This is a genomic window from Chelativorans sp. J32, assembly GCF_000518985.1.
Lineage (GTDB): Bacteria > Pseudomonadota > Alphaproteobacteria > Rhizobiales > Rhizobiaceae > Chelativorans.
Map to the genome: position 1 here is coordinate 385,401 of NZ_JAEQ01000001.1, position 23,971 is coordinate 409,371.

General features: G+C 60.6%; 20 protein-coding genes, 1 tRNA gene and 1 riboswitch. Of the genes, 11 read left to right on the forward strand and 10 right to left on the reverse strand.

Annotated features, from left to right (window positions below; all coding sequences use genetic code 11):
- Window positions 1–35 precede the first annotated feature (35 nt).
- A complete protein-coding gene (locus tag CHEJ32_RS0101895) occupies window positions 36–2,288 on the forward strand; it encodes a long-chain-fatty-acid--CoA ligase (RefSeq protein ID WP_305803851.1) in 2,253 nt (750 codons plus the stop codon).
- Window positions 2,289–2,307: 19 nt separating this feature from the next.
- On the opposite strand, the gene CHEJ32_RS0101900 is transcribed toward CHEJ32_RS0101895, so the two are convergent.
- Together CHEJ32_RS0101900 and pgi are read right to left on the reverse strand one after the other, a co-directional pair.
- Entirely contained in the window at window positions 2,308–2,652 is a 345-nt protein-coding gene (locus CHEJ32_RS0101900; RefSeq protein ID WP_028032325.1) for a multidrug efflux SMR transporter, read from the reverse strand.
- Between the two features lie 84 nt (window positions 2,653–2,736).
- Window positions 2,737–4,377 carry a glucose-6-phosphate isomerase gene (gene pgi, locus CHEJ32_RS0101905; RefSeq protein ID WP_028032326.1) on the reverse strand — a complete coding sequence of 547 codons (1,641 nt, stop codon included), beginning with the start codon at window positions 4,375–4,377 and terminating at the stop codon, window positions 2,737–2,739.
- Between the two features lie 142 nt (window positions 4,378–4,519).
- Between pgi and CHEJ32_RS0101910 the strand changes: the two genes are divergently transcribed.
- Window positions 4,520–6,007, forward strand: coding sequence for a PLP-dependent aminotransferase family protein (locus CHEJ32_RS0101910; protein WP_028032327.1), 1,488 nt, complete (start codon window positions 4,520–4,522; stop codon window positions 6,005–6,007).
- Between the two features lie 17 nt (window positions 6,008–6,024).
- Here CHEJ32_RS0101910 and apaG read toward each other — a convergent pair whose 3' ends face one another.
- Window positions 6,025–6,417: a Co2+/Mg2+ efflux protein ApaG gene (gene apaG, locus CHEJ32_RS0101915; RefSeq protein ID WP_028032328.1), complete on the reverse strand. Its 393-nt coding sequence runs from the start codon at window positions 6,415–6,417 to the stop codon at window positions 6,025–6,027.
- Between the two features lie 115 nt (window positions 6,418–6,532).
- On the opposite strand from apaG, the gene CHEJ32_RS0101920 reads away from it, so the two are divergent.
- Window positions 6,533–7,138: a CDP-alcohol phosphatidyltransferase family protein gene (locus CHEJ32_RS0101920; RefSeq protein ID WP_028032329.1), complete on the forward strand. Its 606-nt coding sequence runs from the start codon at window positions 6,533–6,535 to the stop codon at window positions 7,136–7,138.
- A gap of 73 nt (window positions 7,139–7,211) precedes the next feature.
- Here CHEJ32_RS0101920 and CHEJ32_RS0101925 read toward each other — a convergent pair whose 3' ends face one another.
- A complete protein-coding gene (locus CHEJ32_RS0101925) occupies window positions 7,212–8,402 on the reverse strand; it encodes an O-succinylhomoserine sulfhydrylase (protein ID WP_028032330.1) in 1,191 nt (396 codons plus the stop codon).
- 38 nt (window positions 8,403–8,440) lie between these two features.
- A riboswitch (SAM riboswitch) is annotated at window positions 8,441–8,518 on the reverse strand.
- Window positions 8,519–8,597: 79 nt separating this feature from the next.
- Here CHEJ32_RS0101925 and CHEJ32_RS0101930 point away from each other — a divergent pair.
- Complete coding sequence (locus CHEJ32_RS0101930) at window positions 8,598–9,683, forward strand: 2'-deoxycytidine 5'-triphosphate deaminase (RefSeq protein WP_028032331.1); 1,086 nt, start codon at window positions 8,598–8,600, stop codon at window positions 9,681–9,683.
- Between the two features lie 96 nt (window positions 9,684–9,779).
- Here CHEJ32_RS0101930 and CHEJ32_RS0101935 read toward each other — a convergent pair whose 3' ends face one another.
- Window positions 9,780–10,583, reverse strand: coding sequence for a DUF2189 domain-containing protein (locus tag CHEJ32_RS0101935; protein WP_028032332.1), 804 nt, complete (start codon window positions 10,581–10,583; stop codon window positions 9,780–9,782).
- A gap of 191 nt (window positions 10,584–10,774) precedes the next feature.
- Between CHEJ32_RS0101935 and CHEJ32_RS0101940 the strand changes: the two genes are divergently transcribed.
- A tRNA-Gly gene (locus tag CHEJ32_RS0101940) sits at window positions 10,775–10,849 on the forward strand.
- Between the two features lie 184 nt (window positions 10,850–11,033).
- A complete protein-coding gene (locus CHEJ32_RS0101945) occupies window positions 11,034–12,083 on the forward strand; it encodes an IS110 family transposase (RefSeq protein WP_028032333.1) in 1,050 nt (349 codons plus the stop codon).
- A gap of 408 nt (window positions 12,084–12,491) precedes the next feature.
- Here the strand turns inward: CHEJ32_RS0101945 and CHEJ32_RS0101950 are convergent, their stop codons facing one another.
- On the reverse strand, window positions 12,492–13,181 hold the full coding sequence (locus CHEJ32_RS0101950; RefSeq protein ID WP_028032334.1) for an outer membrane protein: 690 nt from the start codon (window positions 13,179–13,181) through the stop codon (window positions 12,492–12,494).
- Between the two features lie 588 nt (window positions 13,182–13,769).
- Here CHEJ32_RS0101950 and CHEJ32_RS0101955 point away from each other — a divergent pair.
- Window positions 13,770–14,036, forward strand: coding sequence for a DUF6460 domain-containing protein (locus CHEJ32_RS0101955; protein WP_198023807.1), 267 nt, complete (start codon window positions 13,770–13,772; stop codon window positions 14,034–14,036).
- A 142-nt stretch (window positions 14,037–14,178) separates the two neighbouring features.
- Window positions 14,179–15,441: an MATE family efflux transporter gene (locus CHEJ32_RS0101960; protein ID WP_084032658.1), complete on the forward strand. Its 1,263-nt coding sequence runs from the start codon at window positions 14,179–14,181 to the stop codon at window positions 15,439–15,441.
- A gap of 3 nt (window positions 15,442–15,444) precedes the next feature.
- Here CHEJ32_RS0101960 and CHEJ32_RS0101965 read toward each other — a convergent pair whose 3' ends face one another.
- Window positions 15,445–16,533, reverse strand: a complete 1,089-nt coding sequence (locus CHEJ32_RS0101965) for a quinone-dependent dihydroorotate dehydrogenase (protein ID WP_028032337.1) — start codon at window positions 16,531–16,533, stop codon at window positions 15,445–15,447.
- Window positions 16,533–16,880, reverse strand: coding sequence for a DUF952 domain-containing protein (locus CHEJ32_RS0101970; RefSeq protein ID WP_084032643.1), 348 nt, complete (start codon window positions 16,878–16,880; stop codon window positions 16,533–16,535). The genes CHEJ32_RS0101965 and CHEJ32_RS0101970 overlap by 1 nt, the downstream gene beginning before the upstream one ends.
- Window positions 16,881–17,001: 121 nt before the next feature.
- On the opposite strand from CHEJ32_RS0101970, the gene CHEJ32_RS0101975 reads away from it, so the two are divergent.
- Both CHEJ32_RS0101975 and CHEJ32_RS0101985 read left to right on the forward strand, forming a co-directional pair.
- A complete protein-coding gene (locus CHEJ32_RS0101975) occupies window positions 17,002–17,451 on the forward strand; it encodes a hypothetical protein (RefSeq protein WP_028032339.1) in 450 nt (149 codons plus the stop codon).
- A 212-nt stretch (window positions 17,452–17,663) separates the two neighbouring features.
- On the forward strand, window positions 17,664–18,320 hold the full coding sequence (locus CHEJ32_RS0101985) for a response regulator transcription factor (RefSeq protein ID WP_028032341.1): 657 nt from the start codon (window positions 17,664–17,666) through the stop codon (window positions 18,318–18,320).
- Window positions 18,321–18,329: 9 nt separating this feature from the next.
- Here the strand turns inward: CHEJ32_RS0101985 and CHEJ32_RS0101990 are convergent, their stop codons facing one another.
- The gene (locus tag CHEJ32_RS0101990) at window positions 18,330–21,821 is read right to left on the reverse strand and encodes a PAS domain-containing hybrid sensor histidine kinase/response regulator (RefSeq protein WP_028032342.1); all 3,492 of its coding nucleotides are present in this window, start codon (window positions 21,819–21,821) and stop codon (window positions 18,330–18,332) included.
- Between the two features lie 196 nt (window positions 21,822–22,017).
- On the opposite strand from CHEJ32_RS0101990, the gene mscL reads away from it, so the two are divergent.
- On the forward strand, window positions 22,018–22,434 hold the full coding sequence (mscL, locus tag CHEJ32_RS0101995) for a large conductance mechanosensitive channel protein MscL (protein WP_028032343.1): 417 nt from the start codon (window positions 22,018–22,020) through the stop codon (window positions 22,432–22,434).
- A gap of 213 nt (window positions 22,435–22,647) precedes the next feature.
- Here mscL and hemA read toward each other — a convergent pair whose 3' ends face one another.
- Window positions 22,648–23,925 carry a 5-aminolevulinate synthase gene (gene hemA, locus CHEJ32_RS0102000; RefSeq protein WP_028032344.1) on the reverse strand — a complete coding sequence of 426 codons (1,278 nt, stop codon included), beginning with the start codon at window positions 23,923–23,925 and terminating at the stop codon, window positions 22,648–22,650.
- Window positions 23,926–23,971 lie beyond the last annotated feature (46 nt).

Below are 23,971 nucleotides of genomic sequence, written 5' to 3' on the forward strand. Positions count from 1 at the left end.
ATGATGCTGCGGGCTCTGATAAGGGAGCCGCTGAAGTGCCGGTGAAAACGGTTGCCAGAGCTGCCAAGAAGACCGGGGCAAGCAAGGCTTCGAGCCTTAAGAAGAACCCGCCGAAGGCGCCCGGCCAGGAAGCGAAGGCCGGAACACGGAAGGACGAGCCTGCTGCCGTGAAAGCGGTCAAGAGCAGGAAGCAAATATCTGAAGGCTCGGCCACGGTGGCGGGAGGCGGGGCCCCGGCAGAGCTGACGGACAGCAAGGCCGCACCAAAGGACAAGGCCATCCGTCGCGCGGCCGACCAGCCAAAGACGCAGGTGGGCGCGGGAAGGCGCAGCGCAAGTTCTGGCAAGAAGGCGAAAGCCGCGCCTGTCTCGGCAGCACCTGCGGCGACCGTTGCCGCCACGGAGAAAGCCAGCTCTCCGAAGAAGTCGCGTCCAACAAGAACCGCCTCTAACAAACCAGCCGCCGGCAGCAACGGCGCGTTGAAAAATGCACCCGCCGCGCAGGAAAAAGCGGCCATGGAAAAGGGCGCGCCGAAATCGAAATCCGGGCGCAAGTCCGGAACCAAAACGGCTTCCGCCAATAGCAAGGCGGCCAAAACAGATTCACATCCGGCGGATATCGCAGCTTCAAAGCCCTGGCTGAAGAGCTATCCCGAGGGCATTCCCGCCGAAATCGAGCCGTTCCGCCATAATTCGATCGCCGACATGCTGCTTGAGGCTTGCCGCCGTTTCGGCAGCCGGCCGGCGTTTACCTCGATGGGTAAGTCGATCAGTTTTGCAGAGCTGGAGAAGGCCTCCCGCGACTTCGCCGCCTATCTGCAGTCAACAGGGCTGAAGAAGGGCGCGCGCATAGCCGTCATGATGCCCAATCTGTTGCAGTACCCGGTCGTCATTATGGCTGTGTTGCGCGCGGGCTATGTCGTCGTGAATGTGAACCCGCTCTATACCGCACGCGAACTTGAGCAACAGCTCAACGATTCCGGCGCCGAGGCGATCGTGATCCTGGAGAATTTCGCGAAGGCTTTGCAGGCGGCCATCGGCGGTACGAATGTGAAGCACGTGATTGTCGCCTCGATGGGTGACATGCTGGGCATCAAGGGGCATGTCGTGAACCTCGTCGTGCGCCGGGTGAAGAAGCTTGTGCCCGCATGGAGCATTCCCGGTCATGCGACCTTCCGGCAAGCGATGCGGCAGGGAGCTGCCGCTCGATTCTCCCAGTCGGAAGTCTCGCTCGATGACATTGCCTTCCTGCAATATACGGGGGGCACCACCGGGGTTGCCAAAGGCGCGGTACTTCTTCATCGCAATGTGCTCGCCAATGTGATGCAGAGCGAGATCTGGCTCAGGACGGCTTATCTCAGCGAGCGCAAGGAGCCGGAACGGCTTGTCTTCGTCTGCGCCCTGCCGCTCTACCACATCTATGCAATGACCGTGAACGCGATGACGGGCATCAAGCTCGGTGCCGAGAACATCATGATCCCAAATCCGCGGGACATTCCGGCGCTGGTGAAGGAAGTCGGCAAATATCCCTTCAATGTTTTCATCGGCCTCAACACGCTGTTCAATGCGTTGCTCAACAACAAGGACTTCCGGAAGCTGAATTTCGAGCATCTTCACTTCACCCTGGGCGGCGGCATGGCTGTGCAACGCTCGGTGGCCGAACGTTGGAAGACGCTGACCGGCCATACGATCTCGGAGGGCTACGGCCTATCGGAGACGTCACCCGTGGCCACGATCAACCGCCTGGACCGGGACGAGTTCACCGGCACCATCGGTTTGCCGCTCCCCTCCACCGAGGTGGCGATCCGCGACGACAATGGACGTGACGTGAAACTCGGCGAGGTGGGCGAAATCTGCATCCGTGGGCCGCAGGTGATGCCCGGCTACTGGAACCAGCCCGAAGAGACGGCAAAGGTCATCATGCCGGACGGCTTCCTCAAGACAGGTGATATGGGCACCATGGACGAGACCGGGCACATCAGGATCGTCGACCGCAAGAAGGACATGATCCTGGTCTCCGGCTTCAACGTCTATCCGAACGAGATCGAGGACGTGCTGGCGCATCATCCCGGCGTGCTGGAGGTGGCTGCCATCGGCGTGCCGGACGAGCATTCCGGCGAGGTGCCCAAGGTCTTTGTGGTCAAGAAGGATCCATCCCTCACCGAAAAGGACATCCTCGCCTATTGCCGCGAGAACCTGACCGGCTACAAGCGGCCGCGGCACGTGGAATTCCGTAGCGAGCTGCCCAAGACGAATGTGGGGAAGATCCTGAGGCGGGAGCTCAGGTGACCGCCTCTCCCAGATCCTCTCAGTGCGAGATGGATTGCGAGAAGACGTTGACGATCACCACGCCGATGATGATGAAGCCTAAGCCAACCATCGCCGCCAGATCCAAGGATTGGCGGAATACGATATAGCCGATCGCCGAAATCAGGACGATTCCGAGGCCGCTCCAGATCGCATAGGCCAAACCGACCGGAATGGTCTTCAGCGCCACGGAAAGAAAATAGAACGCGGCCAGATAGCAGACCGCCATGATCGCGGTTGGCAGGACCTTGGTGAATTGTTCCGATTTCTGCAGGAAGGTCGTGCCCACGACCTCCAAGGCGATCGCTATTCCGAGCGCAGCATAGGTGATTATCGCAGGCCTCATCCGGGCAGATTCCTTGAGTGTTGAAGAGCGGCCAAAGGAAACGTCACAGCTCTGGATGGTCGACTGTCTTGGTTGAGTGTGCGCTCAATGCCGGCGCTGCAATTCCGCAATCCGGCCCACCAGGCCTGCCGTGGAGCTGTCACGTCCGGCCGCGCTCTCCTTGCCCTCCACCACCGGCAGGAGTTCCGTTGCGAGCTCCTTTCCGAGCTCCACACCCCACTGGTCGAAGGCATTGATGCGGAAGAGAGCCGCCTCCACGAACACCCGGTGTTCGTAGAGCGCTATCAGCCGGCCGAGGGTGAACGGGTCTAGCTTCGCATAGAGGATCGTGAGCGACGGCCGGTTTCCGGGGAAGACGCGATGCGGCGCGAGCTTTTCCGCCTCCGCCTCGCTCATGCCCTTCGCCAGAAGCTGTGCCTTCGCCTGTTCCAAGGTGCGGCCCTTCATCAGCGCCTCGGATTGTGCAAGGCAATTGGCGATGAGCAGGTCGTGATGATGCTTCAGCTCCGGCTCATGCCCCTCTGCGGCGATCATGAATTCGACGGGGATAACATCCGTGCCCTGATGCAGGAGCTGAAAGAAGGCATGCTGGCCGTTGGTGCCCGGCTCCCCCCAGACGAGTGGCCCGGTCGGCGTGGCGACCGGCTCGCCCTCCAGCGTGACGCATTTGCCATTCGATTCCATATCGAGCTGCTGAAGATAGGCTGGTAGCCGTGCAAGCCGCTGATCATAGGGGATAACGGCACGCGCCGGATAGCCGCAGATCACGCGATGCCAGAAGCCGACAAGGCCCAGCATCATCGGCAGATTCTCGCGCGCCGGCGCCTCGCGGAAATGCCGGTCCATCGCCTCGGCACCGGCGAGGAACCGGCGGAAGTTCTCCGGCCCCACCGCAATCATGATCGGCAGGCCGATGGCGGACCAGAGCGAATACCGACCGCCCACCCAATCCCAGAAGCCGAAGACACGGTTCTCGTCTATTCCGAAGGCCGCCACCTTGTCGAGCGCGGTCGAGACGGCCGAGAAATGCGCGCCGACGGCGTCCTGCCCCAGTTTTCCGGCGATCCAGGCACGGGCTGTGCCCGCATTCGTCATGGTCTCGATCGTGGTGAAGGTTTTGGAGGCGATGATGAAGAGCGTCGTCTCCGGGGCGAGGCCCTTCAGCGTGTCATGGATATGCGCGCCGTCCACATTGGAGACGTAGTGGAGTCGAGGCCCATCGTGATAGGGCGCGAGCGCCAGCGTCGCCATCACCGGCCCAAGATCGGAGCCGCCTATGCCGATATTCACCACATCGGTGAAGGGCTTACCCGTGGCACCCTTGATCGTGCCGGAGCGGATCCCTTCGGCAAAGGCGCTCATTGCGGCAAGCACGCCCTCCACCTCGGCCATCACATCCCTGCCATCGAGCATCACCGGCCGGTTCGCATCGTTCCGCAGCGCCGTGTGCAGCACGGCCCGGTTCTCCGTCACATTGATTCGAGCGCCGGAAAACATCGCCTCGCGGCGTTCCGCCACGCCCGCCGCCTCAGCGAGGCTTTCGAGAAGCGCGAGCGTCTCATCGGTGACGGCGCATTTGGAATAGTCGAGAAGCATGTCGTCCAGCGTCGCCGAAAAACGCGTGAAACGGCCGGGATCCTGGGTAAAAGCCTTGCGCAAGTCGAAATTCTCGTTCTCCTCGCGGTATTGCCGCAGCGCATCCAAGGCTTGGGCGTAGGCGCTCATGATCCCGATCTCCTGTTCGTTGCGGAGGTGAAACTTAGGGTGCGCCGCAGCAAAAGGGAAGCGATGCCGCTGGCTTAATCGCTTGGACCACGCTTGCAGCGGCGGCTGCTTGGGCGTAGGCTCCGCCGCGCCGGAGGATAGCATGCCGACCAGAAATGACGCCGCACTTTGGGCCAGCCTTATAAAACTCTCCAGTGATTCCACGCAGACATTGCAGGCGCAGATCCGCCAGGCGATCGTATCGGCCATTCTTGACCGGCAGATCGCATCGTCCTTGCCGCTGCCCTCCTGCCGAATCCTGGCGGACAAGCTCGGCGTTGCGCGCGGAACCGTCGTCCTCGCCTTCCAGCAGCTGGTCGATCAGGGGTTCCTGATCGCGCGCGAGCGGCGTGGCCATTTTGTCAATCCCGAGGTGCTGACCGCACCTCCTCGCTCGCTCCACAAGGACCCCGATGCGGCGAAGATCGATTGGAAGGCGCGACGACGGATGATGGCGAGCGAGCTTCCCGGTGCGCCGAAGAACGAGAACTGGATGCAGTCCTCCTACCCCTTCGTCTATGGGCAGTTCGATCCCGCGCTCTTTCCGACAGCGGAGTGGCGAGAATGCAATCGTATGGCGCTTGCCGTCCTGGAGATCCGCAATTGGGCCGCGGATATGGTCGACCAGGACGATCCGCTCCTGATCGAGCAGATCCAGGCGCGCCTTCTCCCGCGCCGCGGCATCTTTGCCAATCCGGACGAGATCATGGTCACCCTGGGCGCCCAGCACGCACTTTATATGCTGGCCACGCTGCTGATGGGTCGGGGCACGCGTGTGGCCATGGAGAATCCGGGCTATCCCGATGCGCGCTCCATCTTCAGGCTGGCCGGCGCCGAGACCTTGGCGGTCCCGGTGGACCGCGACGGGATGAATGTGGATGCGATCCCGTCGGATTCCAATTTCGTCTTTGTCACCCCCAGCCATCACTGCCCCACCATGGTGCCGCTCAGTCACCCGCGGCGGCAGGCGCTGCTTACGCGGGCAGAGGAAAACGACTGGGTCATTATCGAGGACGACTATGACAGTCAGCTGGCCGACGAGACCCCGCAGGCGGCGCTGAAGGGGCTCGACCATACGGGCCGGGTTGTCTACCTTGGCTCCATGTCCAAAACATTGGCGCCGGGTCTGCGGCTCGGCTATCTGGTCGGGCCGGCCGAACTCGTGGCCGAACTGAGGGCGCTCCGCCGCTTCATGTTGCGTCACCCACCCGCCAACAACCAACGTGCCGTGGCGCTCTTCCTGTCGCTCGGGCATCATGATGCGCTCGTGCGGCGGCTCTCCGCAGCTTTCGAGGAGCGGCGCAGGAAGCTGCTCGAAGCGATCGGCCGTTTCATGCCCGAATGGGAAGCTGCGGATGTGCCAGGTGGCACTTCCATCTGGCTCAAGGGGCCGGAGGGGACAGACACCAGCCTCTTGGCGAGCGCGGCCCGGGCACGAGGAGTGATCATCGAACCTGGCGGACGTTTTTTCGATGGGCCGGAGGGCCCGTCGCGCTACATGCGCCTCGGCATCTCCTCCATCGCCGTCCAGCATATCGAGCCAGGCATTCGCGAGCTGGCCGCCGTCGCCGTCAGGCGTCTTGCCGCCTGAGTAGACGATTGAGGCGCTCAGTTGAGCGAGACTTCATTGCCGGGAAAATCGAGCGAGAAGGCAGGGATGTCCACCTCGAGCACGTCGCCGCGTTCGGTTTGCATGGTATAGCGGCCGACCATAATGCCGGATGAGGTGCTGAGCGGGCAGCCGGAGGTGTAGCGGTAGCTGTCGCCTGGATCGAGTTCAGGCTGCTCGCCGACCACGCCTTCTCCGTGCACCTCCTGCACTCGGCCCATCCCGTCTGTGATGTGCCAGTAGCGCGAGAGCAGTTTCACTGTCTGCGGCGAGTAATTGGCGATCGTCACCTGATAGGCCCAGACATAGCGGCTTTCCTCCGGATCGGAATGATCGGGCAGGAAGAAGGGCTCGACACATACCTCTATGCCGTGAGTGATCGCTCGATACATGATCCACCGTCTTGGCAGCCATTTGGCGCGGGCAGCGCATGACGACAATGTTACATCTGATATGGATCGGGCAGGGCTATAGATCAATGACGAAGGTGGACGTGGAGCACGGGCCTTGATCGACGGTTGGGGACGAAAAAGGCTTGAGCCGCTTCTCTCGATGCTGGCCAGGCGTCTGGTCGAGGCAGGTGTCTCGCCGGACACAGTCACCATGGCCGGATTTTTGATCGGCCTCATGGGCGGTGTTGCGGTGATCGCCGGCTGGTTCTGGGTTGCGCTCGCCCTCATTCTTTTGAGCCGTCTGGCGGACGGTTTGGACGGAGCCGTCGCGCGCCTATCCTGCAGCACCGATTTTGGCGGATATCTCGATATCGTGCTCGACTTCGCGTTCTACGGTGTCATCCCCTTGGCTTTCGTGCTGCACGATCCCGCGAGCAACGGCGTTGCCGGTGGCGTTTTGCTCTTCGCCTTTTACGCGAATGGTGCAAGCTTCCTGGCTTTTTCGACGATTGCGGAAAAACGCCGTTTGGTGACGGATGCCCGCGGCGAGAAGAGTTTCTTCTTTACCACCGGGCTTGCGGAGGCGGGCGAGACCCTGATCGTGTTTATGCTCGCCTGCCTGTTCCCGTCCTGGTTCCCGGTGATTGCGTATCTCTTTGCGGCAATCACGTTTTATACGACCGTTTCGCGCATCGTACTTGCGGCGAGCCTGTTTCGATGAGAGGACGCTTCGAGCGCCGGTGCGCAGGCGGAGAAGGGGTGCCTCCAGCGGCGCCCCCTCAATTGGGCTGAGCCTACACTTTCGCCAGAGCCTGCTCGATATCCTTCAGCAGGTCATCGGTATCCTCCAACCCGAGCGAGAGACGCAGCGTTCCCTGCTGGATGCCGGCTTCAAGACGGGCCTCCTCGGAGAGATTCTTGTGCGTCGTGGTGGCCGGATGCGTGATCAGGCTCTTGGCATCGCCCAGATTGTTGGAGATGCGGATGATCTCGAGCGCGTTGGAGAACGCGAAGGCCGCCGGTTTGCCGCCCTTGAGATCGAGGCAGACAAGCGTGGAGCCGCCCTTCATCTGCCGCTTCACGATATCCGCCTGCGGATGATCGGCACGCCCGGGATAGATCACGCGGGCGATATTCGGATGGTCGGCAAGAAAATCGGCCACGCGCGCAGCACTTTCCATCTGCTGGCGCACGCGCACCGGCAGCGTCTCCAAACCTTTCAGCAGCGTCCAAGCGTTGAACGGGGAGAGGCTTGGTCCCGTGTGCCGGAAATATTCGTGCAGGTTCTCGTCGATCCACTGCTTGTCGGAAAGCACGATACCGCCGAGACATCGGCCCTGGCCATCGATATGCTTGGTGGCCGAGTAGACGACGACATGCGCTCCCAGCTCCAACGGCTTTTGCAAGAGCGGCGTGGCGAAGACGTTGTCGACCACGAGCTTGGCGCCGATGCTGTCGGCAAGCTTGGCAATACCGGCAATGTCGCAGACTTCCAGCGTCGGGTTCGTGGGGCTTTCCAGGAAGAACAGCTTGGTGTTCTTGCGCACCGCCGCCTCCCAGGCTTCCAGCTTCGATCCGTCGATAAGCGTCGTCTCGATGCCGTAGCGCGGCATCAGCGTCTCGACGATCCAACGGCAGGAGCCGAAGAGCGCGCGGGCAGCTACGACGTGATCGCCCGCCTTGACCGAACAAAGCAGAGCCGCAGCAACGGCCGCCATGCCGGAGGCCATCGCACGCGCATCCTCCGCCCCTTCAAGCGCGCACATGCGCTTTTCGAACATGTCGACGGTGGGGTTGGCGTACCGCGAATAGATGAAGCCGGGGTCCTCGCCTTTGAAACGGGCTTCTGCCGCTTCCGACGTTTCGTAGACGAAGCCTTGCGTCAGGTAGAGTGCTTCCGAGGTCTCGCCGAAGGGCGAGCGCAGCGTACCGCCGTGAACGAGGCGGGTTTGGGGGGTCCAGTCGTCGTTGAATCTTTTCTTCATCGCTCTGCTCAACAAAAACGGCCGCAGGAAAGCCGGTCGGAGCATCGAGCACGGCCTTTTAGCGACTTCTTTAACGTGGCTGCAAGCCGACCGGCCAAATCACCACGGGGATAACGTCCCTTTAGACCCGCCTTTTGCTTGCGTCAATTGCTGGGCACAGTAAAGCTCCCTCAGGCCTTCTCAAGGGGAAAAGGATTGGTAAGCACGGGCATATTGCCGGACAGGGAGATTGCGGCTCTCTTCGAGAGCGGGGCGCTTGCCGCGCCGCGCGGGCTCGACAAGGACCAGATCCAGCCAGCGAGCCTCGATCTGCGATTGGGCGAGGTCGCCTACCGTGTGCGGGCGAGCTTCCTCCCGGGACCCGCTTCCAAAGTCGCCGAAAAGCTCGATAGGCTCAAGCTGCACGAGATCCCTCTCGGCGAGGGTGCGGTTCTGGAGACGGGCTGTGTCTATATCGTGCCGCTGATGGAGGGCCTTGCCCTCCCGACCGATGTCGCAGCTTCCGCCAACCCGAAGAGCTCGACGGGACGCCTTGACATCTTCACCCGCGTGATGACGGACCACGGCCAGGAATTCGACAAGATACCGGCGGGTTATCGCGGGCCGCTCTATCTGGAAGTGAGCCCGCGCACCTTTCCGATCGTCGTCCGCCCCGGCTCGCGCTTGTCGCAGATCCGGTTTCGCCGGGGGAATGCCCTGCTTACCGAAGGCGATCTCGCGGATCTCCATGAGCGCGAAGTGCTCGTTGCAGCCGAGAAGCCCAATATTTCCGGCGGCGGCATTGCGCTTTCGATCGATCTTGAAGGTGGGCCCGATGGCCTCGTCGGCTATCGTGCCAAGCACCATACGAGTCTGATCGATGTGGACCGCAAGGGCGGCTATGAGGTGCCGGATTTTTGGGAACCGCTCTTTAATCGAGGCTCGCGCGACCTGATCCTGGACCCGGATGAATTCTATATCCTCGTTTCGCGTGAGGCGGTTCACGTTCCGCCTGCTTATGCCGCGGAGATGACCCCGTTCGATCCCCTCGTCGGTGAATTCCGGGTTCATTACGCCGGTTTTTTCGACCCAGGCTTTGGCCATTCAGCAGCTGGTGGACTGGGAAGTCGCGCCGTGCTCGAAGTGCGTAGCCATGAGGTGCCATTCATTCTGGAGCATGGGCAGATAGTCGGGCGCCTGGTCTATGAACACATGGCCGCCCCGCCACGGGCGCTTTATGGCGCGGACCTCAAGTCCAACTACCAGGGCCAGGCCCTCAAACTCTCGAAGCACTTCCGCTAAGCGGCACCGGACCATTTCATCGTGTCTTGGCACGACGAAATGGTCTCCACCTAGTGCGCTATTCCGGACGAAGAAGCCGCTTTCCTGGATCCGTAGCTAGGAGACCGGTCTCTCGACGAGACGCCGATAAAGATGCCAGCTCGCATGTCCGAGGATCGGCAGCACCACTGCAAGCCCGGCGAAGAGAGGCAGCATTCCGATCACGAGCAGCACTGCGACGATCAGCCCCCAAACCAGGATTTCCAGCGGGTTTCGCAGGAAAGCCCTCACGGAGGTGTGGATCGCCACATAGGCTCCGACGTCTCGGTCAAGCAGCAGGGGAAAGGTGACGATGGTGGCTGCCAGTGTGACCATGGCGAACAAGAGCCCCACCACATTTCCGACAATGATGAGCGTCCAGCCTTCCCGGGTGGTGAGGACCTGGCGCAGGAACGCACCGATCGAGACCTGCTCGGTCGTGCCGATGATCACGTTGTAAAGAGCACTCGCCGCATAGAGCCAGAGCAGGAAGATGATCGCGAGCAACACGCCCGCAACGGCGATCGAATAACGGGCAGGAGATCTGCGCACCTCCAATGCGTGACGCCAGGAGGAGTCCAGGCCAAGCTCACGTCTGCGGCTGATTTCATAAAGGCCGATCGCAGCAAAGGGGCCCACCAGCGCGAAGCCTGTCATCAGCGGGTATAGGAGAGGCAGTGCATTGTTGCCGGAAGTCCAATAGGCAAAGATCAGGCCGGCAATGGGGTAGATCAGTGCAACGAAGACGTAGTGGGAGGGTTTTTCCCAAAAGTCTTCCACGCCCCTTCCGAGGCACTCGAAAACATCTGACATCCGGATTTTGTGAACGGCGGGATAGACGGGCCTGTCGCTTGCGCCCGCTATAACGTGGAATGTGGCCATGTGGCGATCCTCCGCGCTGGTTGGCGGAAGCGGTGCCTGGCGCCTGGCGCGAACAAACGCGGAAGCCGGGGCCGCTTTCCGCAATCCATCGAATATAGCTGTTTGGACCGCCCTTGTCGCCCCCTCGCGTCCACATAATCGATAGAGCAGTGGCTTGACAGTCCGGTGACGAAAGGCAATCTACAGGGTGCGCGGGTGTAGTTCAGTGGTAGAACGCAAGCTTCCCAAGCTTGATGTCGTGGGTTCGATCCCCATCGCCCGCTCCAGATGATTCTCTGAAGCACTCAAGCATTTCTCACGGCGCCACGATCGTTGCTATCGTGGACTTCCGCTTCGCGGCTTCGCCGTTCTCGGGCGTCATTGCCTCTCTGGCAGCGGCAGCGGTCGGTGTTAATGGGATGACCTGCCCCACCCTCCGAGACATTGTGGTGCTGCACAGAGGAGGTAGAAATGATCAGGAATGCACCTAAGCCAGCTGCCGTCTTCGGCGTCGACCTCGGCAAGAACCTTTTCCACGTTGTAGGCCTGGATGAGCGCGGCTTCGTGATCCAGCGGGCCAAGTTCCGGCGAGATACGGTGCTGGCCTTCTTCCAGCGCGCCTCGCCGACCCTGGTCGGCATGGAGGCGTGCCCCGGATCCCAGTGGTTCGCACGCAAGCTGCAGGCGTTCGGGCACCAGGTGCGGATCGTGCCGGCGCAGTTCGTAAAGCCGTTCGTGAAATCCCAGAAGAACGACACCATCGACGCCGAGGCGATCGCGGAAGCCGTCACCCGGCCGACCATGCGGTTTGCGCAGGTTCGGACCGTCGAGCAAATCGACATCCAGGCCCTGCATCGGATGCGAGATCAGCTGGTCTCAAGCCGAACTCGCCTGATCAATCAAGCAAGAGCGTTTTGCCTCGAGTACGGGGTTGCTATGCGACAAGGCGTGGGAGTGTTCCGGCTCGATCTGCCGCGCGTTCTTGCCGATGACAGCAACGATCTCACTCCAATGATGCGACAGATGCTGGCTGAGATTCTGGAAGACATCGCCCACGTTGATCGACGCATCGTATCGGTGACCCGACAGGTCGAAGCTCTCGCAGATCGGGAGGACAGGGCGAGGCGGCTCATGACCATCCCGGGTATTGGACCACTGGCAGCTACAGCATTGTTGGCGGCCATCGGGGACGGCCGTCAGTTCCGACGCGCTCGAGAGCTCGCTGCCTGGCTAGGGTTGACGCCACGAGAATACTCAACAGGTGGCAAAACGACATTGCTTGGGATCAGCAAGCGGGGCAACCGCTACGTGAGGAAGCTTCTGGTTCACGGCGCCAGATCGTGCATCACCCATATGAACCGATCAAAAGACCGGATTGGGGAATGGCTCGACGCTCTTGAAAGCAGGATGCACCTCAACAAGGTCGCCGTGGCCATGGCCGCAAAGATGGCAAGGATGGCGTGGGCCATAATCGTGCGGCCCGGCGCCATGTACGATAGACGAGATCCGGCTGTCGCCTGAGGGCGCCGGCCTGCTGAAAGCGAGGCTCGGGATAGTGATGACGAAAAAGTCGACCAGCGCATTGTAAACTCTGCCCAAAAAAGCGTGCTCCTGCACGGACCGTTTATTGAGAACCATGCGCGCGGATCTCATCATGGCCTGGCCGCAACAGCGGTCCACTCGCGAGAGGCCGGATACATTTAGGCGGACTGCCTTCGTCAGAACGAAATCGATCCTTGCCCGGGCGGGGCAGGTCATACATTTTTTGCTAGACGTCTACGGGAATATGGATGCCGTCCGGCATTGTCGCGGCTTTACTCCCGCGCGATCTTCTAGCTAGTGCCCCTCGCTGGTAATCTGTTTCTGCGGAAAAACGGCGGAGCAGCCTTGTTGGAAATGTGCGGTCTGGCTTGCTCCGCCTGGTGGAGGTCAGAACCGCACGTTTAGAAGTGCCCTCAAGGAGTGGAAAGTCACGTCCTCCTTTAAGGAGTTCGCTCCGAAGTTGAATATGTCCTTCTTGCCCAGGTCGACATAGGAATATTCCGTTCCCAGGGAGATGCGGTCCGTCATTGCATATTCAACGCCAGCACCGATCGTCCAGCCGGTTCTATTCTGGCTTGCCTTGGCCGTGTTTCCAGCCGCGGTTAGCGACAGCTCGGTTTTACCGTAAGCAAATCCTCCATGCCCATAGAACAAGGTTCGGTCCCATGCATAGCCTGCGCGTGCACGGACCGTTCCAAGGTATTTCAGTTTCGGCGCGGCATCCAAGCGAGGGCTCGTTGCATCGAGCGAGACGTCGGCCTTGTGATTGGTGGCGGCGATATCTGCAACTGCGCCCAGAACCCAATTATTCATCTGCCAATCATAACCGACCTGAGCGCCGCCGATAAAGCCGCTACCCTTAAGGCCCAAGCCAAAATTCGCGGAACTGACGTTATATTTGAAATCGCCCGTAGTAACTCCGCCGAATACGCCGATATAAGCGCCGGACCAATCAAATTTTGCCGGCAGGGGGGGCGGGGCGACAGGAGGGGTTGGAAGGTCGTCATAGACGATGTCAGCCGCGAATGCGGAACAAGAAATTACACAAGCCGCCGCGGTTGCTACAAGCAGTTTCATCAATTTCCCTTTCCTAAAATGTGACCTGTTCGGATGATCAGTCGCGGCAGGACATGCGAGTACGGTTCTTCCGCATGACGAACAAATGACTGTTTCAACATCACACTTACTGCCCTGACTTAGTTGAAGTCCTCGGAAGCCATTCGCTAATCGAAGCTCCGGGCCGCTACATTGGCGATCACCGGGGCTGATAATCCAATAACCGGCACATGCACAACCTGTGATTGATTATTTGCATCCCAAAGGTGTACAGAACCTTTCGCGGAAGCTCGGGGGCTAAATTATCGAGGCATGCGATAGCGGGCCTTTCAGGAAGCCTTATGCCGAAGAGGAAGCGCTGTCCGAGCTGCAGTTTTTGCGCCGGCAATGCAGAAAACGGGGGACTGCATGCTGAGGCTTGCCCAGCAAGAACACGCGATCCGGCCCGGATTACCGAGGCGCGTCGCATAGGAGGCTAGACTGATTCGGATCTAGCGATGCGTGCGGACACGCAGCCCATACCGCACCGAGATCTTCCCATCCGGCGAGGTTGCGCTCGCCGACTCAAACCCATATGTCGTTCAAGCCGGAAACGTTGATGGAGTATAGATCGTGTCGGGGTTGGCGAGGTTCTTGGGCGACAGCCCGCTGCGTGTCCTCATCAAGCTGCTGGTCGTGTCACTGATCGTAGGCTTCGTCATGAGCGTCTTCAATTGGACGCCTTGGGATGTCCTGCATGCCCTGCGCGATACGATCCTGCGGCTTTGGAACATGGGCTTTGCGGCGGTCGCGGATTTCTTCGGCTACATCGTTCTCGGTGCGGTCATCGTGGTGCCGGCATTCCTGGTTTTGAGACTTCTAAGTCTCAGGCGCTAAGCTTCTGCGAGCGAAATCGGCCGGAGGCGATATCTCCGGCACTACCGGCTCTGGGCACACCTTGGATCAAGCCACCCACAAAACGCCTGCAACGGCACCATTCGAAGTGACCAACAGGCTCGTATTGTCGGTAGCCATACCGATGACGCTTGCCTATCTGACGACGCCCATGATTGGCGTTGTGGATACTGGCGTCGTCGGCCGGCTCGGCGATCCGGTCGTTCTCGGGGGACTCGCGGCAGGCGCCCTCGTGTTCGATGTCGTCTTCAGCACGTTCAATTCGCTGAGATCCGGCACAACCGGCCTCGTTGCACAAGCACATGGCCGAGGCGATGCGGGCGAGGAACAGGCGGTCGTGCTGCGATCTTTGCTCGCGGCCGTTTCGATCGGCCTTATCCTTGTCCTCCTCACCTCGCCGATCGCTGCGCTCGGGGCCTGGTTCGTAAACCCAGAGCCGGGTGTGGCGCAGTCGATGCGCCGCTATATCGACATCAGGATGTTGGCGGCGCCGCTGACGCTCATAAACTATTCCATTTTGGGATATGTGCTGGGGAGGGGAGAAGGAGTGCTAGGCCTTCTCTTCCAATTCCTTCTCAACGGAATCAATATCGTGGTTTCCATCTGGCTGGGGCTTGGCCTGGCGTGGGGGCTCGAAGGCGTGGCGTGGGGTACGGTCGTCGGTGAGCTGGCTGCCGCACTTGTCGGTCTGGCGGTGCTTCTGCATCGTTTTGCAGGACGGGAACGCATCAAGCTCGACCGCGTCTTTGATGCGGCTGGTGTCGTGCGCATGTTGGCACTCAACCGCGATATCATGATCCGATCCTTTTCGCTTCTCGCGGCCTTTGCGCTGTTCACCCGGCACGGGGCACAGCTTGGGACGGCGACCCTGGCCGCCAACGCCATCCTGATGAACTTTTTCCTTGTGACCGGATATTTCCTGGATGGCTTTGCGACCGCCGCCGAACAGCTTGCGGGCCGCGCCATTGGTGCGCGATATGAACCGGCTTTTCGCAGGTCCGTCTGGCTGACCTCTGTTTGGGGTTTTGCGCTTGCGGGTGTGGCGACAATTGTTCTTCTCGCCTTCGGCGATGCGTTCATTCGCCTGCTGACCACTTCGCCAGAGGTGCGCGATATAGCCATCGCCTTCCTCCCTTGGGCGGCGCTCACCGCCCTCTCCGGTGTCCTCGCGTTCCAGATGGACGGGGTCTTCATCGGAGCAACGTGGTCACGCGATATGCGTAACATGATGCTCCTATCGCTGGCAGTGTTCGCCTTGTGGCTGTTTACGGCGGCGAGTGCATTCGGCAATGCCGGACTCTGGATTGCCCTTCACATCTTCCTGATCGCTCGAGGCTTGAGCCTGCTGGCGATCCTACCGCGGCGCGCGCGGAAGACCTTCGCCTGAAGTTCAAACCAGCGGTCGATTGAGCCAAGCGTTCAGGTTGCTATCCCTGATTTCCGAAATCGAGGTCAGTCCGTTGCTGTCCGCATAGGTGGCCATATCGCGCACGATCTGCGCGGGAAGGCCGGCGCCGGTGAAGATCATCCCTGTATAGAGCTGAACGAGATCGGCGCCTGCGCGGATCTTTTCAAGCGCGGTCTCGGTCGAGTGGACACCGCCCACGCCGATGATCGGAAGGCCTGGGCCGACCAGGTTTCGCATTCTGGCGAGAACCATCGTGGAAAGGTCGAAGAGGGGCTTGCCCGAAAGGCCCCCGGCCTCCTTCGCAGAAGCGTCGCTCAGCCCCTCGCGCGAAAGGGTCGTATTGGAAACGATAAGACCATCCACCTTTTTGTCCAGCACCTCTTCGGCGATGTCGGCCAAACCCTTTTCAGACAAATCGGGCGCGATCTTCAGAAAAACTGGAACGCTCCGCCCGATCTGCCCGGCCTTCTCGTCGCGTGCGCGCATAACGCGTTGCAGCAGTTCGGAAAGACTTTCCCGATCCTGCAGCGCACGAAGACCGGAGGTGTTCGGTGACGAGATGTTGACGCTCAGATAGGAGGCGACAGGGGCGAAGGTGCGTACCCCTTCCTCGTAGTCCGCGATCCGATCAGGGCTGTCCCGGTTGGCGCCGATATTGACGCCGACGATGCCGCCTCTGCCTTGGCGGGCCGAAAGCCGCGAAAGCGCCCTCGCATGACCCTCATTGTTGAAGCCCAGCCGATTGATGACGGCTTGGTCGCGCATCAAGCGGAAGATGCGCGGCTTAGGATTGCCGGCCTGGGGTTTGGGGGTAACGGTACCACATTCGGCAAAACCAAAACCGAGATTGAGCAGCGCGTCCGGCACCTCCGCATTCTTGTCGTAACCCGCCGCTATACCGAGCGGGTTGGGGAAATCCAGCCCGGCTGCAGAAACCTTGAGCTTTGTGTTCGTGGCGGGAGCAGAGCAGACGGGCAGCCCTGTCTTGAGCGCGGCGATGGAAAGTCCGTGCGCTCGCTCCGGGTCGAACGCGAAGAGAAATGGCTGCGCGAGCCTGTCGAGGATGCCCATCATGTGTCGATCGCCGGAAAGATATGTTGACCGTCGGGACCAAGCGGCAGTGGCTCCACCCGGCTCACGGCTGCCACTGGAAGCGGACCGTAAAGATGCGGGAAAAGATCGCCGCCGCGCGACACTTCGTATTTCAGGGCTTCCCCCAATTGTTCTTCCTCGACGGCAATGAGGAGCAGGTCCGACTGCCCCTTGAAATGCTTTGCGGCGGTTTCCTTGACCTGAGTTGCAGTGGAGAAATGGATGAAACCATCCTCCATATCCACCGGAGCACCGGCAAAAAAACCGCGCTCCTCGGCTTGGCGCCACAAAGGAGCAGGGCATATCTTGTAGATCAATCGAGACATGATCGCGCTATAATGCGTATGGAGCAGAGGTGGAAGTGGCCTCCTCGATGAGCGCCATCTTTTTGCACCTCAATGAGGGCGTATTGGGCTGTTAGCAACAGTCGATCGAGGAGTACCAACCATGCGATTCGCATCAGCGGCCATTGCCGGTTTCTGCACCCTGCCTCTTTTGACAGGAACAGCACTCGCCCAAAACGAGGAGCGTTATCGCCTGGAGCGCACCGAGAACGGCTATGTGCGGATGGACACCGAAACCGGGACCATGACCTTGTGCCAGGAGCGCGGGGGGGAACTCGTCTGCCGGCCCGCTACGGATGAATCGGCGGCTGCGGTCGAAACCGACGATGCGCAGACGCTGCGGGAGAGGATCGATGCTCTCGAGGCCCGCGTGAAGGCGCTTGAAGGCGAACGGGCAGGGGCCCTTCCCGGCGAACAGGAATTCGAGCAATCGCTCAACATGATGGAACGATTCTTCCGCCGATTCGTGGACATCGTGAGGGGGTTGGAGCAGGAAGAGACACCTGGAGACCAGTCCCCCAACCAGCACACTGCGCCCCCTCAGCGCACCTGATGGGGCGCGAATCGGCCCTACAGCGCCGTGCGTTCACTCGGACTCACAAAGGACGCTGTAAGTAATTGAATCGACGCATCGTGCTTTCCGAAAACCGATTCCGGTATTCGGGCCGATGCGGTAGCCTTGCAAACTGCACCGATCGTCGCATAATCGGCACGGAAGCCGCTCGAAAAAGAAAACAAGCGAGCCGGCTGGTCGGGGAGGATCTTTTGCCGGGCTATCGTTTCGTCGTTGCGGACGACCATCCGCTTTTCCGGGGAGCGTTGCAGCAGGCTCTGAGCGGGTTCGGCTCGGATTGCACGATCCTCGAGGCCGGCGATTTCGATAGCGCCAAGACATTGATTGCCGAGGATCTGGATATCGATCTCGTGCTGCTCGATCTGGCCATGCCGGGCACAAGCGGCCTTTCCGGACTGGTGGCCCTCCGCGGATTGTCTCCGGCTGTTCCGATCATGATCGTCTCGGCACATGATGATCAACAGACGATCAGGCGCGCCTTGGAACTCGGTGCCTCCGGCTTCATTTCCAAATCTGCGCGCATCGACGAGTTGCGGAACGCGGTGCAGACGGTGCTCGATGGTGGGATTTACACTCCAGAGGGCGTCGATCTCGGAGAGGAAGGCGATTCAGAGATCTCCGACCTGATTGCCCGTTTGCGCTCTCTCACACCGCAGCAGACGCGGGTTCTGTCGATGCTGGCAGAGGGCCTCCTGAATAAGCAGATCGCCTATGAGCTCAATGTCTCGGAGGCGACGGTCAAAGCGCATGTCTCGGCCATTTTGCAGAAGCTCGGTGTCGACAGCCGCACGCAGGCGGTCATCTGCCTTTCACGTATAGGCGCGGGTTCCCTATCCGAGAGTATGTAGACGCGTCCGTCATTCCGCCGCGAGCACCTGGCGATAGCGCATGAGGAGCGCGCGGAGCGAAGCCGGCTTGATAGGCTTGTTGAGAACCGGGACTCCCATAGCCTCAGCTGCGGCACGAACCTCATTCGTGCGGTCGGCGGTGATCAGGACACCTGGGATCTCCATGCCCCAGACATGCCGGAGATGGCGTATCGCCGAAAGCCCGTTCTCCTTGTCGAGATGATAATCCGCCAGGATGAGGTCCGGGCGGTTGCCAGGCATGCGCAGCGCGCCAAGGCCGGCTATCCCGGAAGCCGTGTGGACACGGCACCCCCAACCTTCGAGAAGAATGCGCATGCCGTCGAGGATCTGCTGATCATTGTCGATGCAAAGCACATTGAGACCCGAAAGCATGACGTTCGGGTGAACCGCCAGGGGATGCTGATCGGGCAGGGCCTCGGGCTGTGCGGCACTTATCGGCAGGATGACGGAGAAGCGGGTGCCCTTTCCAGGCTCGGACGCCAGTCGGATCTCCAGCCTGAGCACCCGAGCGATCCGATCCACGATGGAAAGCCCGAGGCCAAGCCCCTGTGCCTCCCGCATTCCCTCCTCGAGTCGTGTGAACTCGCGGAACACGGCGTTAAGCTTATCTCCGGCTATTCCAATTCCGGTGTCGATCACCTGCAGCTCAGCCAGGTCGCCGCGTTGGCGCACTCCCACGAGCACCCGGCCTTCCCGGGTATATTTGATGGCGTTCGACACCAGATTCTGAACCAGGCGTCGGAAAAGGTTGCGATCGGTTCGCACGGCGATCGAAGAGGGTACGATCACCAGCTCCAGACCCTTTTCCGCCGCGAGCGGCTGGAAGTCGGTACGGATCTGGTTCAACAACGAATCGAACCGGAACACGCTATCGGTGGGTTTGAGCGCGCCCGTGTCGAGGCGGGAAATGTCGAGCACCGCACCGAGGATCGAATCGACCGAATCGAGCGACGATTCGACATTTTCCACCAGTGCGCGCAGGTCCTGCCGGTCGATCTTTTCCTTGAGTGGGGCGCAATAAAGCCGGGCGGCATTGAGGGGCTGGAGGATGTCATGACCGGCCGCCGCAAGAAATCGCGTTTTCCCGAGATTGGCTTCCTCGGCCAGCATCTGCGCCTGGGCAAGTTCTTCGTTCACCCGCACCAGTTCCGCCGTACGGCTCGCAACGCGTTGTTCAAGCGTCTCATTGGCACGTTTTAACGCCATATCGGCTTCGACCCGGGCTGTAATATCCGTATAGGTCGCCACCATGCCGCCGCCGGGCATCGCATTGGAGCGGATTTCCAGGATCCGCCCGCTTTTCTTCAACTGCAGTTCCCATGGCGTGCCAAAGACCGCCAGCCGCTCAAGCACCGTTTTTTCCGCCTCGCGGGGAAGCTCGCCACGGGCGATCAGATGATTGACGATCTGGCCTAGGGAAACGCCCACCTGACCCATGATGTCAGGCAGCTCAAAGAGGGCGCGGAACTGCCTGTTCCAGCAGGTGAGGCGGAAATCCTCGTCAAAGACGGTGATACCCTCCTCCATCTGGTCGAGCGCGGTCTGCAGCAGATCCCGGTTATGCTGCAGCGCGATAGAGGCGTCGTCGAGCAGCTTGAGGGCGTCCCGTGGAGAGTTCTCGTTGCGTTGGAAGAGGAGTGACAGGATGAGACGTGCGGAGGAGGAGCCCACCGCGCTCGTCAGGAGCTGTTCGGAGAAGCGGATAACAGGCATGCTCGCCTGTTCGTGCCCATTCAGTCTTATGCCTTGCTCGCTTTCGAAAGTGAGAAAGGAACGCTCCGTCCGTTCCACGCCGAGATAGCGGGAGATCGTGTCCTTGAGGTCGTTGACGGTGACGGCTGCCCGCAGCCGGCGAAGGCTGGGCATCGGGGTTGGCTCGCGCGGCACGAATATCGCAGCCTGGATGCGCTCCAGAGGCTTGGCGGCGCGCGAAAGGGAGCCCAGGACGAAGAACAGGGTATTGACCGCAAGGCTCCACAGCACGCCGTGATTGAGCGGCTCGGCCACAGTGCCGAACAAGGCCTGTGGCCGCAAGGCTTCGATGCCGAACGGACCATGCGTGATGATCTCGGTCCCCGCCGGCGCCACCGAGGGGAAGAACAAGGTATAGGCCCAGATGGCAAAGCCTGCGACCATGCCAAGCAGCGCGCCCCGGCTGTTTGCTCCGCGCCAGATGAGACCGCCCAGGAATGCGGGCGCGAATTGCGCGATCGCAGCGAAGGAGATGAGGCCGATCGCTGCGAGACGGGCATTGTTGGTGCTCTCGCGATAATAGAGGAAGGCGGCGAAAAGAATGATGAAGATTGCCGCGCGGCGTGTGTTGAGGATCACCGCAGACCAGTCTTCCTTCTCGCCATTTTCCGGGTGCAACAACCGGCGCACGAAAAGCGGGATGATCAGGTCGTTGGAGATCATGATGGAAAGCGCCACGCTATCCACGATCACCATGGCGGTTGCCGCCGAGAGGCCGCCGATGAACGCGATGAGTGCCAGCGCGTCGTGTCCTGCAAGAAGCGGAACGGCGAGTACGTAGAGGTCCGAGTTCGTGCGGTCGCCAACGGCGTATATTCCCGCGAAGGCGATTGGAATTACGAAGAGGTTGATCAGCACGAGATAGAGCGGGAAGAGCCATGCCGCCCGCTTCAACTCGTCCGGCCCCTTATTTTCGACGATGGTCACATAGAATTGCCGCGGCAGCATGATAATGGCGCAGGCACTGAGCGTCGTCATGACCAACCAGGTGGCAAGCGATGTGGGATGGGTGAACGAATCGATCACCTTGGCTTCGCCGGCCACCTTGTTTGCGAGCTCGTCCACACCTCCAAAAAGAAAAAACGTGACCGCAATGCCTACCGCCAGAAAGGCGGCGAGCTTGATGGTCGATTCTACCGCCACGGCCAGGACGAGGCCGTTCTGATGTTCGGTCGCATCGGCATGGCGCGTGCCGAAGAGCACTGCGAAGAGCGCAAGCAGCATCGCAATCAGGAGGGAAATGTCTCCGATGAAGAAATCGATGGACGGTAGGGCGCCGTCATAATGCTCCATCATGAGGCGCACGGAGGCCGAAATGGCCTTCAGCTGCAGGGCGATATAAGGAATCGTGCCGCAGGTGGCGATGATCGCGGCCACTGACGCGATGGTGAAGCTCTTGCCGTAGCGGGCCGCCAGGAAATCGGCGACGGAGGTTATCTTTTCCCGCTTCGCCAGCCGGATAATGTGCCCGAGCAGCCGGTTCGCGAAGACGAAGACGAGAACAGGCCCGATATAGATCGTGAGGAACTCGAACGCCCGTTCGGTCGCCAACCCTACCGAGCCGAAGAAGGTCCACGACGTGCAGTAGATTGCGAGGCTGAGTGCATAGATGAGCGGGCGCGTACCCGACATCTTGCCGGCGGCAGCACGCCGGTCTCCAAGGCTCGCGATCACGAAAAGAAATGTGACGTAGCCGATGGCGATGATGGCGATGACCCAGCCTTGCACGGCCGCCGACCTCACTCCTCCACTCGGCGGGAGCGAAGCACAGCAGAACGGCGCGCGCAATTCTTCTTTTGTCACCCAGCGAATGGGAAACACATGGGTAATGCCCTGTATGCCCATTTTTGCTATTCTGAGCGGGGCGGGTGTCTGTCACCCGCTTCGTCTTAACCGCACGAGGGGGACTGGAATGGCAAACGGGATGCTGAATGAATTCAAGGAATTCATCGCCCGAGGCAATGTAATGGACCTGGCCGTAGGCGTGATCATCGGGGGCGCTTTTGGCGGCATCGTCTCCTCTTTGACCGACGACATCATCATGCCGATCGTTGGGGCGATCTTTGGCGGCCTCGATTTCTCCAACTATTTTCTGCCACTGGCCTCCGGGGTGACGGCGAACACGCTTGCACAAGCGCGCGAACAGGGAGCCGTACTTGCCTATGGCAACTTCATCACCGTCGTTTTGAACTTTCTCATTCTTGCCTGGATCATTTTCCTGATGGTCAAAGGCGTGAATCGCCTGCGCCGCCAGCAGGCGGAGCAGCCGGCGGAGCCGGAAGCGCCACCGCAGGACGTCCAGCTTCTGACGGAAATCCGGGATCTTCTAGCCAGAAGATAAACGGAACTCCAAGATTGCAGCCATCTGGCAGCCGCTTCGTTCTTCAAACCGAGGCGGTCAGCCGGAGCTGCATACCGAAGGGGATAGCGGCCGAGGGCAGGGCGCGAATCATTCGACCTCTCCTCGCTGGCGGGGATTCACCTGGATCGTGAGACTGCGACCGCTTTGTGGGACTGGCGGGACCTGCCTTTGATCGAGGTCCTCGCCTTGGTCCTATCCTCCGGATTTGGAAACCACCAAGGGAATGATTCGGTCGGTGCGCGCGGCGGCCGGCCGGCCGGCCTCGTTGAAGCTGATGCCCAGCGCTTCCCAGGTTTCCTGCAACGCGTCCTTCAAACCCTCGATCAGCTCATCCGTATGGAACGGCGTGGGGGTGATTCGCAGACGCTCCGTCCCGCGGGGGACAGTCGGATAGTTTATCGGCTGGATATAGATCCCATGCTTTTCCAGAAGACGGTCGCTCGCTTTCTTGCAGAGTTCGGGATCGCCAACCAGCACAGGTACGATATGCGTCTCCGACGGCATCACGGGCAGGCCCGCCGCACGCAACACATCCTTCGTGCGCTGCGCCTGGCGCTGTTGCGCCTCGCGTTCGAGATTGGACGTCTTCAGATGCCTGATGGAGGCCGTCACCGCCGCGGCGATCGCGGGTGGCAGGGCCGTCGTAAAGATGAAGCCCGGTGCATAGGAGCGAACCGCATCGATGATGGCCGCAGAGCCTGTGATATAACCGCCGATGACGCCGAAGGCCTTGGCCAGCGTACCCTCGATCACATCCATGCGATGAGCCAAGCCCTCTCGCTCGGTGATTCCCCCGCCGCGCGCACCATACATGCCAACCGCATGCACCTCGTCGATATAGGTCATCGCATTGTATCGATCGGCCAGGTCGGCGATCGCCGCGATCGGCGCGATGTCTCCATCCATGGAATACACGGATTCGAAGACGATCAGCTTGGCGCGATCGGGATCCGCAGCCTTGAGCAGGCTTTCCAGATGTTCCAGGTCGTTGTGGCGGAATATCTTCTTCTCGGCGCCGGAACGACGCACACCCTCGATCATCGAGGCATGGTTCAGTTCGTCGGAAAGCACCAGGCAGTTGGGGAGAAGACGGGCAATCGTGGAGATCGATGCTTCGTTGGAAACGAAACCGGAGGTGAAGACGAGGGCGGCTTCCTTGCCGTGCAAATCGGCAAGTTCCGCTTCGAGCTCGACAAGCGGGTGATTCGTGCCGGAAATGTTGCGCGTGCCTCCGGCGCCGGAGCCCATCCGCCCCGCCGCTTCCTGCATGGCGGCGATCACATCCGGATGCTGCCCCATGCCAAGATAGTCATTGGAGCACCAAACGGTGATCTCGCGCGCTTTGCCATTGGAGCGCCAGATGGCGCGCGGGAACTCTCCCGCAATCCGTTCCAGATCTGCGAAAACCCGATAGCGCCGCTCCGCGTGGAGCTGATCGATCGCCTCGGAAAAGAACCGCTGATAGTCCATGCCGCCTTCCTGCGTTGCGCGCGGATCATAAACGCCCGCCGCGCGA

What these genes read in the sequence shown, in the direction of transcription:
- CHEJ32_RS0101900 (WP_028032325.1), bottom strand. Translation starts at nt 2,652, where the DNA reads ATGAGGCCTGCGATAATCACCTATGCTGCGCTCGGAATAGCGATCGCC.
- pgi (WP_028032326.1), bottom strand. Translation starts at nt 4,377, where the DNA reads ATGAGCGCCTACGCCCAAGCCTTGGATGCGCTGCGGCAATACCGCGAG.
- CHEJ32_RS0101910 (WP_028032327.1), top strand. Translation starts at nt 4,520, where the DNA reads ATGCCGACCAGAAATGACGCCGCACTTTGGGCCAGCCTTATAAAACTC.
- apaG (WP_028032328.1), bottom strand. Translation starts at nt 6,417, where the DNA reads ATGTATCGAGCGATCACTCACGGCATAGAGGTATGTGTCGAGCCCTTC.
- CHEJ32_RS0101925 (WP_028032330.1), bottom strand. Translation starts at nt 8,402, where the DNA reads ATGAAGAAAAGATTCAACGACGACTGGACCCCCCAAACCCGCCTCGTT.
- CHEJ32_RS0101935 (WP_028032332.1), bottom strand. Translation starts at nt 10,583, where the DNA reads ATGGCCACATTCCACGTTATAGCGGGCGCAAGCGACAGGCCCGTCTAT.
- CHEJ32_RS0101945 (WP_028032333.1), top strand. Translation starts at nt 11,034, where the DNA reads ATGATCAGGAATGCACCTAAGCCAGCTGCCGTCTTCGGCGTCGACCTC.
- CHEJ32_RS0101950 (WP_028032334.1), bottom strand. Translation starts at nt 13,181, where the DNA reads ATGAAACTGCTTGTAGCAACCGCGGCGGCTTGTGTAATTTCTTGTTCC.
- CHEJ32_RS0101960 (WP_084032658.1), top strand. Translation starts at nt 14,179, where the DNA reads ATGACGCTTGCCTATCTGACGACGCCCATGATTGGCGTTGTGGATACT.
- CHEJ32_RS0101965 (WP_028032337.1), bottom strand. Translation starts at nt 16,533, where the DNA reads ATGGGCATCCTCGACAGGCTCGCGCAGCCATTTCTCTTCGCGTTCGAC.
- CHEJ32_RS0101970 (WP_084032643.1), bottom strand. Translation starts at nt 16,880, where the DNA reads ATGTCTCGATTGATCTACAAGATATGCCCTGCTCCTTTGTGGCGCCAA.
- CHEJ32_RS0101975 (WP_028032339.1), top strand. Translation starts at nt 17,002, where the DNA reads ATGCGATTCGCATCAGCGGCCATTGCCGGTTTCTGCACCCTGCCTCTT.
- mscL (WP_028032343.1), top strand. Translation starts at nt 22,018, where the DNA reads ATGCTGAATGAATTCAAGGAATTCATCGCCCGAGGCAATGTAATGGAC.
- hemA (WP_028032344.1), bottom strand. Translation starts at nt 23,925, where the DNA reads ATGGACTATCAGCGGTTCTTTTCCGAGGCGATCGATCAGCTCCACGCG.